The organism is Brachybacterium sp. SYSU DS0246 (genome assembly GCF_059391765.1).
The window spans coordinates 34,777-48,355 of sequence record NZ_JBZXYT010000013.1 but is presented as its reverse complement, the minus strand read 5'-3'; the positions used below and the strand labels follow the sequence as shown (position 1 = coordinate 48,355).

Annotated in this window: 13 protein-coding genes; 11 read left to right on the top strand and 2 right to left on the bottom strand. The window is 70.7% G+C overall.

The window, feature by feature from the left end:
* The first annotated feature begins 10 nt into the window (after window positions 1-10).
* The 8 genes from der to AC5020_RS08245 all read left to right on the top strand — a co-directional run bounded on the left by der (window position 11) and on the right by AC5020_RS08245 (window position 8,097).
* Entirely contained in the window at window positions 11-2,332 is a 2,322-nt protein-coding gene (gene der, locus AC5020_RS08280) for a bifunctional cytidylate kinase/GTPase Der (RefSeq protein ID WP_464987925.1), read from the top strand.
* Between the two features lie 90 nt (window positions 2,333-2,422).
* Window positions 2,423-3,148 (top strand): TM2 domain-containing protein, encoded by a 726-nt coding sequence (locus AC5020_RS08275; RefSeq protein ID WP_464987924.1) that lies wholly within the window; start codon window positions 2,423-2,425, stop codon window positions 3,146-3,148.
* 57 nt (window positions 3,149-3,205) lie between these two features.
* Window positions 3,206-3,490 carry a hypothetical protein gene (locus tag AC5020_RS08270; RefSeq protein ID WP_464987923.1) on the top strand — a complete coding sequence of 95 codons (285 nt, stop codon included), beginning with the start codon at window positions 3,206-3,208 and terminating at the stop codon, window positions 3,488-3,490.
* A 54-nt stretch (window positions 3,491-3,544) separates the two neighbouring features.
* On the top strand, window positions 3,545-4,018 hold the full coding sequence (locus tag AC5020_RS08265; protein WP_377017144.1) for an NUDIX hydrolase: 474 nt from the start codon (window positions 3,545-3,547) through the stop codon (window positions 4,016-4,018).
* A gap of 19 nt (window positions 4,019-4,037) precedes the next feature.
* Window positions 4,038-4,685, top strand: coding sequence for a hypothetical protein (locus AC5020_RS08260; protein ID WP_464987922.1), 648 nt, complete (start codon window positions 4,038-4,040; stop codon window positions 4,683-4,685).
* A 153-nt stretch (window positions 4,686-4,838) separates the two neighbouring features.
* A complete protein-coding gene (locus AC5020_RS08255) occupies window positions 4,839-6,209 on the top strand; it encodes a substrate-binding domain-containing protein (protein WP_377794174.1) in 1,371 nt (456 codons plus the stop codon).
* The gene (locus AC5020_RS08250; RefSeq protein WP_377017140.1) at window positions 6,206-7,162 is read left to right on the top strand and encodes a carbohydrate ABC transporter permease; all 957 of its coding nucleotides are present in this window, start codon (window positions 6,206-6,208) and stop codon (window positions 7,160-7,162) included. The genes AC5020_RS08255 and AC5020_RS08250 overlap by 4 nt, the downstream gene beginning before the upstream one ends.
* Window positions 7,163-7,293: 131 nt before the next feature.
* On the top strand, window positions 7,294-8,097 hold the full coding sequence (locus AC5020_RS08245) for a carbohydrate ABC transporter permease (protein WP_377017278.1): 804 nt from the start codon (window positions 7,294-7,296) through the stop codon (window positions 8,095-8,097).
* Window positions 8,098-8,130: 33 nt separating this feature from the next.
* On the opposite strand, the gene AC5020_RS08240 is transcribed toward AC5020_RS08245, so the two are convergent.
* A complete protein-coding gene (locus AC5020_RS08240) occupies window positions 8,131-9,477 on the bottom strand; it encodes an acyltransferase family protein (protein WP_464987919.1) in 1,347 nt (448 codons plus the stop codon).
* 120 nt (window positions 9,478-9,597) lie between these two features.
* On the opposite strand from AC5020_RS08240, the gene AC5020_RS08235 reads away from it, so the two are divergent.
* The 3 genes from AC5020_RS08235 to AC5020_RS08225 all read left to right on the top strand — a co-directional run bounded on the left by AC5020_RS08235 (window position 9,598) and on the right by AC5020_RS08225 (window position 12,638).
* The gene (locus tag AC5020_RS08235; protein ID WP_464987918.1) at window positions 9,598-10,968 is read left to right on the top strand and encodes a sensor histidine kinase; all 1,371 of its coding nucleotides are present in this window, start codon (window positions 9,598-9,600) and stop codon (window positions 10,966-10,968) included.
* A complete protein-coding gene (locus AC5020_RS08230) occupies window positions 10,965-11,603 on the top strand; it encodes a response regulator (RefSeq protein WP_464987917.1) in 639 nt (212 codons plus the stop codon). Before AC5020_RS08235 ends, AC5020_RS08230 begins: the two co-directional genes overlap by 4 nt.
* Window positions 11,604-11,687: 84 nt before the next feature.
* Window positions 11,688-12,638 (top strand): SDR family oxidoreductase, encoded by a 951-nt coding sequence (locus tag AC5020_RS08225; RefSeq protein WP_464987916.1) that lies wholly within the window; start codon window positions 11,688-11,690, stop codon window positions 12,636-12,638.
* A 52-nt stretch (window positions 12,639-12,690) separates the two neighbouring features.
* Here AC5020_RS08225 and AC5020_RS08220 read toward each other — a convergent pair whose 3' ends face one another.
* Window positions 12,691-13,572 (bottom strand): formyltetrahydrofolate deformylase, encoded by an 882-nt coding sequence (locus AC5020_RS08220; protein ID WP_464987915.1) that lies wholly within the window; start codon window positions 13,570-13,572, stop codon window positions 12,691-12,693.
* Between the last annotated feature and the right edge of the window lie 7 nt (window positions 13,573-13,579).

Sequence of the window (13,579 nt, the reverse complement as noted above, 5' to 3'; positions counted from 1 at the left end):
TCCTTGCAGGATGCACACCAGCGCGCCGCACGATCCCTCTGCCCTCGCGACCCCGGGACCGCAGATCGGCGTGACCATCGCGATCGACGGCCCGGCCGGCTCCGGCAAGTCCACCGTCTCCCGCCTCGTCGCCGAGGCCCTGGATGGCGGCATCGTCGACACCGGAGCCATGTACCGCGCCGTGACCTGGTCCTGCCTCGACCGCGGCGTCGATCTCGGCGACCGTGACGCGGTGGCGCAGGTCGCCCAGGACCTCGAGCTGGACCTCGGCACCGATCCGGGCGGGGCCAGCGTGGTCGTCGGCGGACAGGACATCACCGGCGAGATCCGCACCGAGCGCATCTCCCAGCACGTCAGCGCCGTGGCCACCAACACGCTCGTGCGCGCCGTCCTTCAGCGCCGCCAGCGCGAGCTGCTGTTCGCCACGGCCGCCGACCGCGGATTCTGCGTCGCCGAGGGCCGCGACATCACCACGGTCGTCGCCCCCGACGCCCACGTGCGGGTCCTGCTGACCGCGAGCGACGAGGAGCGGATGCGCCGACGCGCCGCCGAGCTCGACCTGGAGGACACCGAGAGCACCCGCCAGCGGATGGCCGACCAGGTCCTGCGGCGCGACCGCGACGATTCCACGGTCTCGGAGTTCCTCAGCGCGGCCGACGGGGTCGACACGGTCGATACCACCGGGCTCGAGGTCGAGGACGTCGTCGAGCAGGTGCTGATGCTGGTCGCCCAGGCGGAATCCGAGCTGGAGTCCGCCCTGGAGGACGAGGCCGACGGCCGCACCGGTTCCCCGGGCGAGGCGCAGGCGACGGATGCGCCGGATCCGAGCGGATCGGGGGCCGACGGCAGCGTCGACCCTGTCGGCCCCGGCCAGGCGGACGAGGATCCCGCCGGCGGACCCTCCGACGAGGAGATCGAGTCCGCCCTGCGCGCCGGACTCACCGACTACGAGCTCGACGACGAGGACCTCGCTCTCCTCGGTGACGAGGACGGCGAGTACGCGCGCCCGACCGTGCAGCGCAACCTGCCGGTGGTCGCCGTCGTCGGCCGCCCCAACGTCGGCAAATCCACCCTGGTCAACCGCATCCTGGGCCGCCGGGAGGCCGTCGTGGAGGATGTCCCGGGTGTGACCCGTGACCGCGTGTTCTACGAGGCCGAGTGGGCAGGCAAGGACTTCTGGCTGGTGGACACGGGCGGCTGGGAGGACCGCCTGCAGGGAATGGCGCACCGCGTCGCCGAGCAGGCGGAGGTCGCCATCTCCCTGGCCGATGTCGTGATGTTCATCGTGGACGCGAACGTCGGCATCACCGCCACCGATGAACAGCTGCTGAAGGTGCTGCGCAAGGCCGAGCACCCGGTGGTGCTGGTGGCCAACAAGGTCGATGATCAGCGCGGGGAGCTCGAAGCCGCCGCGCTGTGGAATCTGGGCCTGGGCGAGCCGCATCCCGTCTCCGCGCTCCACGGACGCGGCTCCGGCGACCTGCTGGACGCCGTGCTCGCCGTGATGCCCGAGGAGGGCCGCGGTGCCGCGGTCGATCACGGTCCGCGCCGCATCGCCCTGGTGGGGCGCCCCAACGTCGGCAAGTCCTCGCTGCTGAACCGGCTGGCGGGGGAGCAGCGGGTGGTCGTGGACGAGAGCGCGGGCACCACACGCGATCCGGTCGACGAGAAGATCGTCCTGGGCGGCAAGGACTGGACCTTCGTCGACACCGCCGGCATCCGCCGCCGGGTGCTGCAGTCCCAGGGCGCGGACTACTACGCCTCCCTGCGCACGCGTGCGGCCCTGGACCGGGCGGAGGTCGCCATCGTGCTGCTGGAGGCCTCCGAGCCGATCTCCACGCAGGACCTCAAGATCATCGACATGGTGCTCGAGTCCGGCCGGGCCCTGGTGCTGGCCTTCAACAAGTGGGACCTGCTGGACGAGGAGCGCCACAAGCTGCTCGAGCGCGAGATCGAGCGGGACCTGGCGCACGTCGCCTGGGCGCCCCGGGTGAACATCTCGGCCCAGACCGGCCGGCACGCAGAACGCCTGGTGCCGGCGATCGAGAAGTCCTTGGAATCCTGGGACCGGCGCATTCCGACCGGGCGCCTGAACGCCTTCCTGGGCACCCTGGTCGCCGCACATCCTCACCCGCTGCGCGGCGGCAAGCAGTCGCGCATCCTGTTCGCCACGCAGGCCCGGACCCGACCGCCGCGCTTCGTGATCTTCGCCAGCGGATTCCTCGAGCACGGCTACCGCCGCTTCATCGAGCGCCGGCTGCGCGAGGAGTTCGAGTTCACCGGCTCACCGATCGTCATCGGGGTGCGGATCCGGGAGAAGCGGCGGCGCTGAGCCCGGCCGCGACCGCACCGCAGCCGCGGCGCGCCCGTCCACGGCCGGGGCGAGTGCGGTCCCGCCCAGCGAGCACGTATTGTGGGCGGCATGAGCAACTCCGGTGACAACGGCTCCTGGACGCCCCAGGACGACCAGTTCGACGGCCAGCAGCCCGCCCACGGCCCCAGCGGTGAACAGGCCGCCGGCCAGGATCCCTGGGCCCAGCCGCAGTCCCAGGATCCCTGGGCCCAGCCGCCGTCGCAGGATCCCTACGGTCAGGCGTCGGCCCAGCCCGCGCCTCAGGATCCGTACGGGCAGTCCTCGGGTCCGTCGGCGTCCGATCCCTATGGTCCCTCGTCCGGCCAGTCCGCGCCGGATCCGTACGGCCAGGGCCAGCAGTCCTGGGCCCCGGCCGCCGGGTCCGCCCCGTCGGCCTCGGACCCCTACGGTGAGCCGGCCGGGGGAGCGCAGCCGGCCGGCACGCCCTATGGCCAGCCGGTGCCCGGCCAGCCGGGATACGGACAGCCGGAGTATGGCCAGCAGGGATATGGCCAGCAGGGCGCTCCGCAGGGAGGCCAGCCGGGTGCGCCCGGCGGTGAAGCGCAGAGTCGGCTCCTGGTCGGCCTGCTCGGCATCTTCCTCGGAGCCTTCGGGGTGCACCGCTTCCTGATGGGATACACCACCATCGGGGTCATCCAGGTCTGCATCACGGTCCTCAGCTGCGGCATGCTCAGCTTCGTCAGCGGTATCTGGGGTCTTGTCGAGGGCATCATGGTCCTGGCGAAGTCCCCGCAGTTCGAGCGCGACGCCCATGGTCGCCCTCTGACCGATTGATCCTCTCAGCGACGAACGGCGAGGACCGCGATGAGCTATCCGCCCCCTGGACCTCCCGTGCCCGGCTACAGCGCGCCGGTTCCCGACCAGGAATCCATCCGCACCAGCGCCATCGTGCTGATCGTCGTCGGATTCCTGTGCGGAGGAATGCTCCCCTCGATCTTCGGGATCATCGCCCTGGTGCAGGCGGATACGGATCCGTACTCCGCGCGCACGATGAACAAGGTCGGCTGGATCATCACCTGGGTGCTGCTGGGTATCACGGTGCTCGCGCTGCTGGCGAGTCTCGCGTGGGCGGGGTTCGTGGTGCTGTTGATCGGGTCCGTGGCCACCGCGACGTGAGCGCCCGTCCCGCCTCGCCCAACCCGCTGCCGGCGTCGAGAGCGAAGAGATCCCATGGCCACGCCTGAGTTCGTCCTCGCCCTGCGCGAGCGCATCGGTCACGACCTGCTGTGGATGCCCGGGGTCACGGCGATCGTCCTGGATCAGCAGTCCTCGCGCATGCTCGCGGTCCGCCGCGCCGACAGCGGCGCCTGGACTCCCGTGACCGGGATCATCGACCCGGGCGAGGAGCCCGCGACCGCCGCGGTCCGCGAGGTCGGCGAGGAGGCGGGGGTCGACTGCCTGCCGATACGGCTGGTCGACGTGCGCACGCATCCGCCGATCCAGTACGCCAACGGTGATCACGCCCAGTACCTCGATCTGTGCTTCCTGTGCCATTACGTCGGCGGCGACCCGTACCCGGCCGACGGCGAGAACACCGAGGCCCGCTGGTTCCCCCTCGATCAGCCTCCGCCGATGAGCGCGCGGTTCCTCGAACAGCTCGAGCTCGCGCTCTCCGACGAGCCCCAGGCGCGCTTCCGCACATGAGCCGGCCGGCCTCCCACCGATGACGTCACCACGACCTTCCCCGCTCCACGGCGGAGCGCACCACCCGCTGCCCGGCACCCGCGTGTCCATCCGGCTCACCGACCGCGTCGACGACGTCGCCGTCGTCCGCGTGATCGCGGCGCCCAGGCGCGACATGGTCCATGCCGGTCGCCTCAGCGTGCCTCTGCACCCGTTCGCCGACGCGCTGCTGGTCGACGTCGCGGTCGACGGGCGGGTCGTCCTGCCCGGGGCCTGGGTCCAGCGCGAGGTGATCGACCGCGGAACGCCGATCGCGCCGGCCCGAGTCACCGCGGCGGACCTGCGCCCGCCGGCCGTGATCGTCGGCACCCCCGATCAGGCCAAGCTGCACTGGGGTGAGACCGTCTGGCCCCTGGCGCTGGGCGGGGCGATCGCGATCCCCGATGCGAGCCGCGCCGACCCCCACCCACTGTCGCGGCTGCGGCGGCTGACGCTGGTCGCCGCCGGCCGGCGCGCCGAGATCGCCCTGACCCTGTGGCAGGGCCAGGACGTCGAGATCCCCTGGCACGACGTCCGGCTGCTGCCGCGAGCCGGGCGCTGGTTCGAACTCGCCCAGGTTCCCCCGGGCATGCGGTACGCCGATGCGGAGCGCGCCCAGGGAACCGGCAGAGCCCGCCCACGCCCCTGAACCGGCCCGCCCCGGCGCCCGCCGCCGTACCGGATGGTCCGGGCCGCGGCGCGCCGGTGGCGATGTGGTGTGACGCGCGAGACACAGGCTATGGTTCGGTGCGTGAACGACGACGACGAGGAGGTCATCGTGCCCCCCACCCCGCTCCATCGGATGCCGGCCGACCGCCGCAGCTTCCTGCGGTTCACCGCCGGAGCTGCGGCCGTGCTGCCGTTGACGGCCCTGGCCGGCTGCTCAAGTGCCAACCGCGACCCCAACCTGATCCGGATCGCGTTCCAGCAGTTCGGCTCGGGGACGATCAAGGAGGAATGGATCACCACGGCCGCCCAGGAGTTCTCGGAGGAGCACCCCGAGCTGAGCGTCGAGCTGGTCCCGATCGTCGCCTCCGAGAACGACTACTTCACCAAGAACGAACTGCTGATGAGCTCGCCGCGCACCAGCCCCGACCTGGTCTACGAGGACTCGTTCATCCTGCTCTCCGACGTCGGCGCCGGATACCTCCAGCCGATCACCGACCTGGTCGAGGGTTTCGAGCACTGGGACGACATCGCCGATGCCTCGAAGGAAGCGGTCACCGGCGAGGACGGGGAGGTCTACGGCATTCCCATCACCACCGATACCCGTGCCCTGTGGTTCCACAAGGACGTCTTCGCCGAAGCGGGGCTGCCGGAGGACTGGCAGCCCGGCAGCTGGGAGGAGATCCTCGAGGCGGCCCGCACGATCCGCGACTCCGACAGCGAGGCGACCCCGCTGTTCATCTTCGCCGGCACCCCGCAGGGGGAGAAGGCCTCCATGCAGGGCTTCGAGATGCTCCTGTACGGCACCGGGGACGGGACCGGGCTCTACGACCGCGACGCCGAGAAGTGGATCCTGGGCAGCCAGGGCTTCATCGACTCCCTGACCTTCCTGCGCACGATGTTCGACGAGGAGCTGACGCTGTCCCTGGGCCAGCACCTGGATCCCAACATCTCCGAGACGATCTACACCTCGCTGCTGCCCGAGGGGAAGCTCGGGATCCTCGTGGACGGCTCCTGGATCTCCCAGAACTGGACGGAGTCGGCGCCCGCCCCGTGGCCGGAATGGCCGGATGTGCTGGGCCTGGCGGACATGCCCACCCAGGACGGCGGCGGCACCGGCACAGTCACCCTCGCCGGCGGCTGGGGCCTGTCGATCCCGCACGGGGTCACGGACCGCGAGGTCGCCTTCCAGTTCCTCGAGAAGCTGGTCTCCACCGAGACCCTCGTGAACTACGCGATCTCCGACAACCACATCACCGTGCGCGAGGACGTCGCCCAGGACGAGCGCTACCTGAGCTACTCCCCGGCGGTCGAGTACTTCACCGACCTGCTGGAGACCGCGTACTACCGGCCGGCGCTGCCCTCGTACCCGGAGGTGTCCTCCGCGATCCAGGAGGCCATGGAGGCCGTGATGACCGGCACCGAGCCGGAGGCCGCGGCCGCCGAGTACGACGCCACCGTCACGGACATCGTCGGTCCGGAGAACGTGCAGGAGGCCACCTCATGACCACCAGTGCACCCGCAGCCCCGGAGCAGGATGCCGCAGCGCAGGACGCCCCGGCGCAGCCGCGTCGGCGCACCCGCCTCGGCGACCGCCTCACCGCAGCTCGCGCCGTCCCGATGCTTCCGGCCGGGCTGCTGCTGGTCGGTTTCATGCTCGGGCCGATCCTGTATTCGCTGTACCTGGCCTTCACCGACAGTGCGATCCGCGGCAAGGGCGCGGAGGAGACCAGCTTCGTCGGCTTCGAGAACTTCACCGATGCGTTCACCGACGGTGACTTCTGGAACTCGGTGGCCCTGACCCTGGTGTTCACCGTGATCTCCGCCGTGATCGGCCAGAACATCATGGGGATGGTGCTGGCGCTGCTCATGGAGCGCGCCAACCGTGTCATCACCTTCGCGGTCACCTCGATCGTGATCGCGGCCTGGATCCTCCCGGAGGTGGTGGCCGGGTACCTGCTGTACACGTTCTTCGCTCCGGAGGGCAGCCTGAACACGATCATCACCGCGATCGGGCTGCCTGAGCAGGATCTGCTGTTCAGCGCACCGATCATCGCGGTCGCCTTCGCCAACATCTGGCGGGGCACGGCCTTCTCGATGCTGGTCTACTCCGCAGCGCTGAGCTCCGTGCCGGCCGACGTGTACGAATCGGCCTCGCTGGACGGCGCCGGTCCGGTGCGCCGGTTCTGGTCCGTGACCGTGCCGCTGCTGCGGCCGGCGATCGCGACCAACCTGATGCTGATCACCCTGCAGACCCTCTCGGTGTTCGGCCTGATCTTCATCATGACCGGCGGCGGGCCGGCCAGGCAGAGCCAGACCCTGCCGCTGTACATGTACGAGCAGGCGTTCTCCTACGGCCAGCTCGGCTACGGCACCGCCGTCGCCCTGCTGCTGCTGATGATCGGGGCTGTCGCCTCGCTGGTGTACCTGCGTCTGCTGCCGGAGGAGGAGAAGCGATGAGCGCGACCCCAGAGACCACGACCGGGACCACCCCCGGCACCCCCGGCGCGGCGGATCCCGCCGGAGACGGCTCCGGAGGCCGCCGGAGCATCACCCCGAGGGCGTCGGAGGGACCGCGTGCGCGAGCCACCATGGCCGCCAGCAGCGTGGTGATGCTCGTGATCGGTCTGATTTTCCTGATCCCCCTGCTGTGGGTGGTCCTGGCCTCGTTCGACGTCGAGGCGTCGCTGTCGGTGGCCTGGCCGGAGAGCTGGAGCCTGGGCAACTTCGGCGCTATCTGGAACATGGAGACCACGTTCCGGCCGTTGGCGAACTCGCTGATCCTGTGCGGCGGCGCCACCGTGGTGACGATGACCGCGGCCGTCCTGTGCGCCTACCCGATGTCGCGGTTCCGGTTCCGCGCGAAGCGGCCGCTGCTGCTGACGATCATCTTCTCCACGGGTCTGCCGATCACCGCGATCATGATCCCGGTGTACTCGCTGTTCGTGCAGGTGAACCTGATCGACTCGATGTTCGGCGCGATCCTGTTCCTCGGTGCCAGCTCGCTCCCGTACGCCATCTTCCTGACCAAGGGCTTTATGGACGGCGTCCCGGTGGAGATCGAGGAGTCGGCATGGACCGAGGGCGCCGGTGTCTACCGGGCGCTGTGGTCCGTGGTGCTGCCGCTGATGCGTTCGGGCCTCTCGGTCGCCACGATCTTCACCTTCGTGATGATGTGGGGCAACTTCTTCGTCCCGTTCATGCTGCTGCTGAGCCCGGAGAACCTCCCGGCCGCGGTCACGCTGTACACGTTCTCCTCGCAGTACGGGCAGGTCGCCTACGGCCAGCTCGCGGCCTTCTCGATCTTCTATTCCCTGCCGGTCGTGGTGCTGTACCTGTTCCTGGGCCGCAGCCTGGGCACGGGCTTCGCCGCCGCAGGCGGGGTCAAAGGCTGATCGACGTACTGCGAGCTTGCGAGCGGTAGGAGGTCAGCGGGGCTGATGGAGGCTGATCGACGTACTGCGAGCTTGCGAGCGGGCGAACAATGCTCGCGGCCGCCGTCGCCCGTTCAGCCACGCCCCCAGCCACGTGGACCGCACGAACAGGTCGTAGCTGACCAGGAGCACGCCCACCACGACCACGAGGGCGATGGTCAGCTTCACGATGACCGGTAGGGCGAGGTCGGCCAGCGGCACCTCGACCAGCAGCAGCAGCGGCAGGTGCATGAGATAGGTCCAGTACGAGGCATCGGCGAGGTACCGGACCGCCGGGATCTCGCGGTCCAGCACCCGCCCGGTCAGCCCGAGCAGGGCGTACACCCAGGTCCACGCCGCCACGGCCGTCACGATCGCGGCCACGGGGAGCGGGACCAGGTGCTGACCGAGGAATCCGAGGATGCTCAGCAGCACCGCACAGGTGAGGTGCGCTGGCCACTGACGCTGCAGTCGCCGGAGTGCCTCCGGGCGGGCGTGGAGGGCCCAGCCGATGAGGAACGCGCCGGTGTAGGCGATGCTGGCGCCTGCCACGGGCATGAGGGTGCGGGGCTCGACGATCCCGCCCGCCATGGTCCCTTGCGCCATCAGACCCAGCGCGTACGGCACCGCAGCGATCAGCACCCCGGCAGGTGAGGAGAGCAGTCCTCCGGCGCGGGAGATGAGCTTCTCGGCGCGGTGAGCACCGATGATCCGCACCAGGATGGCGCGAGCGGCGACGGTCACGAGCACGATCTCGAGCAGGAGCAGCAGGAACCACAGGTGGAAGGTGGGTAGAGCGAGGATGCCCGCCTCCGCGTTGCCACCGCTGCCCTCGGGGGCCGGCGGCTGGGTGAGGGGGCCCGCGCCGCGCAGCAGCTGATTCGTGACCAGGGCGAGCACTGTCAGTCCCGCCACGATCGGCCAGAAGCCCACCAGAGGGAGGCCGATCCTGGTCGCTCGGTCGCGGAGGTAGGCCCCGGTGCCTCGCCGGTTCAGCACCATGCGACCGAAATAGCCCGCGAGGAGCATGAACAGCACCATGCGGAAGAGATGGAGCACGTAGACCACCACGAGCGCGGCGTCCGAGCTGCGCGAATCGGTGACGAGCCAGGGAACGCCGGGGAGGAACGGCATCACGGCATGGAGCAGGACGCCCAGCAGCAGCGCACCACCGCGCAGGGCGTCGAGGGAGGGGATGCGCATCGGCGGGGGAGCGGGCCGCGACTGAGGTCCGGCCCCGAAGCTGGAGCCGGACGGCGAGCCGGGTACCCGTGCGGGCTCCGCCGCGGTGCCGGGGCCGGAGGCCGGCCCGGAGAGGGGAGCGGCAGGGGAGGCGGGGGCAGGATCGCGATGTTCGGGCATGTCCACAACCTAGGAACGGCGGGCGCTGAGCGCCTCACCCGAACGGGCCGGGTGCGCTCCACCGATCGGTGGAGGTGGCGGGCCTGGTGCTGGCGGGCCCGGCACGGGAGACTGACAGCTATGGCGAGGACAGCGACCGGATCCGGGGTCACGGAGGAGGACCAGGCCGGTTCCATGCTGTCCGGATCCATCCGGCGCGGGCCGTCGGCATCTACAGTCCCTGCAGCGGAGAGCGCCCCGCTGTCCGCCGGTAGGCCTCCGCTCGACGGCGAGCGCACGCCCGCCATCGCCGCCTCGCCCGCGGTGGCGACCGGAGCGGACGCCGGCCGGATCGGGACCATGGTGCTCGTGTGGCTGCCTCCCGTGCTGCTGGTCCTGGCGTGGGCCATCGGCCGGGCCGTCGCCGGGCGTGGGCCCGAGCCCCTCTCGGTGAACGGATCACTGGTGCCCGCGGCTGCCCTGCTGGCTCTGCGCCCGGTGCTGGAGCTCCGTCTCCGTCGCACCCGCCCCGGGGACCACGGACTCACCGCCCTCTACGCGCTGCATCTGCTCCTGGTCGCGGCGGCGGTGATCCTGAACCCGCTGATGTGCATCTATGCCTTCGTCGGCTACCTCGACAGCGGGCGTTTCCTCACTGGCCGTGCCGTGCTCTTCGTGCTCGCCGCCACCGCGCTGGTGTCGGCCCTCGGTCAGGTCGGAGGGGCCGAGGTGGCATTCGCCCATCCCGCGTTCTACGCCCTGCTGGCGCTGGTCAACCTCGGCCTCGCGGGAGCGATGACCTTCCTCAGCGGTGAACGGGAGCGGATGATCGATCAGCGAGAGGCAGCGGTCCGGGAACGGGACCGGGTCACTCGCGAGAACGCGGCGCTGCACGAGCAGCTGATGGCCCGGGCCCGTGAATCCGGCGTCGCCGAGGAGCGGGCGCGGCTCTCGCGCGAGATCCATGACACCGTCGCCCAGGGTCTGGTGGGCGTCATCCGTCAGCTCGAAGCCGTCGGCGACCACATCGATCCAGCAACCCGCTATCGCCTAGCCGCCGCGGAGGACGCCGCGCGGGACAGCCTGCTGGAGGCTCGCCGGGCGGTCGAGGCGCTCGGGCCTCACCAGCTCCAGCACGGCGATGTGATCGAGGCGCTCGGGGACCTCGTGGCCCGATGGGCGCGCGCCCACCACGTGGTCGCCACCTTCGATGCCGACGACGCCCCGCGCACCGGTGAGCACAGTGCCGTGCTGGTGCGGATCGTGCAGGAGGCCCTCGCCAACGTCGCGCGTCACGCCGAGGCCGGCACCGTCACCATCACCCTCGTCGGCGACGAGCACGAGCACGTGCTGCGGATCGCCGACGACGGCGAGGGCTTCGACCCCGACAGCGTCCCGCGCGGCCACGGACTGGCGAACATGAGCGATCGGCTGCGCGCCGTCGGGGGCAGCCTCACCGTCCTCGCCGAGCCGGGACGGGGATGCACCGTCACCGCCCGGGTGCCCCGATGAGCGCCGTGCCGTCCGGGGCCCCGGTGCGGGTGATCGTCGCCGACGACCATCCGGTGGTGCGCGACGGCCTGGCGGCCATGCTCGGTGCGGACGAGCGCATCGAGGTGGTCGCCACCGCCTCCGACGGCGGGGAGGCGCTGCGGGAGATCGCCGCGAGCGGCACGGACGTGGTGCTCATGGACCTGCGGATGCCTGGCATGCCCGGCGCGGAGGCGATCCGAGCATTGCGCGAGTGTGAAGGCCCCCAGCCCAGGGTGCTCGTGCTGACCACCTACGACACCGATCGTGACATCCGCAGCGCGCTCGAGGCCGGCGCCGACGGATATCTGCTCAAGGACGCCCACCGCGAGGAGGTGATCCGTGCCGTCCATGACCTCGCCGAGGGCCGTCCCGTGCTGGCCCCGGCGGCGCTCGCCGCCCTGACCGGAGCGCGCAGCCAGCAGATCAGTCTCAGCGCCCGCGAGGCCGAGGTGCTGAGACTGGTGGCCGACGGCTGCACCAACCGGGCCGTCGCCTCCCGCCTCGGCATCGGCGAAGCGACCGTGAAGACCCACCTCATGCACGTGTACGAGAAGCTCGGCGTGGGTGACCGGGCCTCCGCGGTGCGCACCGCATGGGAGCACGGACTGGTCTGACGCTCGACCACTCGTTCCGCGCCGTGACCTGCACAGGCGGCAGCGCTACGGTACATGGACCGCACCATGGAAGAAGGAGACGGCATGTCCCAGTCCTCGTCCGAGCAGTCCGCGCACACTCAGCCGCTGGTGCCGGAGGTCGCCCGGCGCGCCCACGACCTCTCCACCCGCGGTGGCGAGCCGTCGTTCCCCGCACAGGACCAGCAGCCCCCGGGGCTGACCTCCCCGATGCAGCCCGTCCCGGACCACGGCGAGAGCACCTACGTCGGCCACGGCCGCCTGCAGGGGATGTCGGCCCTCATCACCGGCGGCGACTCCGGCATCGGCCGCGCCGTGGCGATCGCCTACGCCCGGGAGGGCGCGGACGTGGCGATCAACTACCTGCCCGAGGAGCAGGAGGACGCCGAGGAGACCCGGCGCTGGATCGAGGAGGCCGGCCGGCGAGCCCTGCTGCTGCCCGGGGACATCCGGGACGAGCAGACCGCCAGGTCCCTGGTCACGAGCACCGTCGAGGAGTTCGGGCATCTGGACGTGCTCGTGAACAATGCCGCCTTCCAGTGGGGCAGGGCCGAGCCCAAGGGTCTCGCCGGGATCGACTCCGAGCGGCTGCATCGCACGCTGACCACCAACCTCGAGGCGCTGTTCTGGATCACCCAGGAGGCCGCCCAGCATCTGCAGCCGGGCTCGAGCGTGATCAACTGCTCCTCGATCCAGTCCTACGATCCCTCGGTGCCGCTGATGGACTATGCGGCCACGAAGTCCGCGATCAACAACCTCACGGTCAACCTCGCCTCCGACCTGGGCTCGAAGGGGATCCGGGTCAACGCGGTCGCGCCGGGGCCGATCTGGACGCCGCTGAACGTTGCCACCCGCGTCCCGGACGACTACGTCGCCTTCGGCGGCAACACCCCGCTGGGCCGCGCCGGGCAGCCCGCCGAGTGCGCCGGCGCGTTCGTGTTCCTGGCGAGCCCGGCCGACGCGAGCTACGTCTCGGGCACCGTGATCGGGGTGACCGGCGGCAGACCGGTCTTCTGAGCGGTGCGGGGCAAGGGCCCCGATCCCGACGCCGCGGCCCGCCTGGAGGCGGTCAGCGGAAGATGACGGTCCGGTTCCCGTCCAGCAGCACCCGTGACTGGGCGAACCAGGTGACGGCCTGGCGCAGGGTGCGCACCTCGGCGTCCTGCCCGATCGCCATCAGCTCCTGCGGGGAACGGGTGTGATCGACCCGGATCACGTCCTGCTCGATGATGGGGCCCTCATCGAGGTCGCTGGTGACGAAGTGCGCGGTCGCCCCGATCTGCTTCACCCCGCGCGCGTACGCCTGGCGGTACGGATTGGCGCCCTTGAAACCGGGCAGGAACGAGTGGTGGATGTTGATGCAGCGCCCGGAGAGCTCGGCGCACAGCTCGGGGGAGAGGATCTGCATGTAGCGGGCCAGGACCACCAGTTCGATGTCGTGCTCGGCGACGACCTCGCGCACGCGATCCTCGAACGCCGTCTTCTCCGCGGCGTCCTTGGTGGGCAGATGCTCGAACGGGACCTCGTAGAACTGCGAGAGCGGTTCGAGCGTGGCGTGGTTGGCCAGCACCAGCTTCGGCTCGATCGGGAGGTGCCCGGCATCGATCTGGAACAGCAGGTCGTTCAGGCAGTGCTTGGCCGTGGATCCGAGGATCAGGGTGCGCACGGGCCGTCCCACCGAGTCGATGCTGTACTCGATGCCGAAGCGGTCCGCCACCGGCGCCATGGCGGCCCGGATCTCGTCGGCCGAGGCGTTGGTGGCGATCTGGAGGCGCATGTAGAAGCGCCGGGTGGCACCGCTCTCGAACTGGCGGCTCTCGGTGATGTTCCCGCGGACCTCGACGATCGCTCCGGTGACGGCGTGCACGATGCCAGGGCGGTCCTCGCACACGAAGGTCAGGACGTACTCGCGCGTGGGGACGGTGTGGTGGGCGGGGATCGGACTGCTCATGGGACGA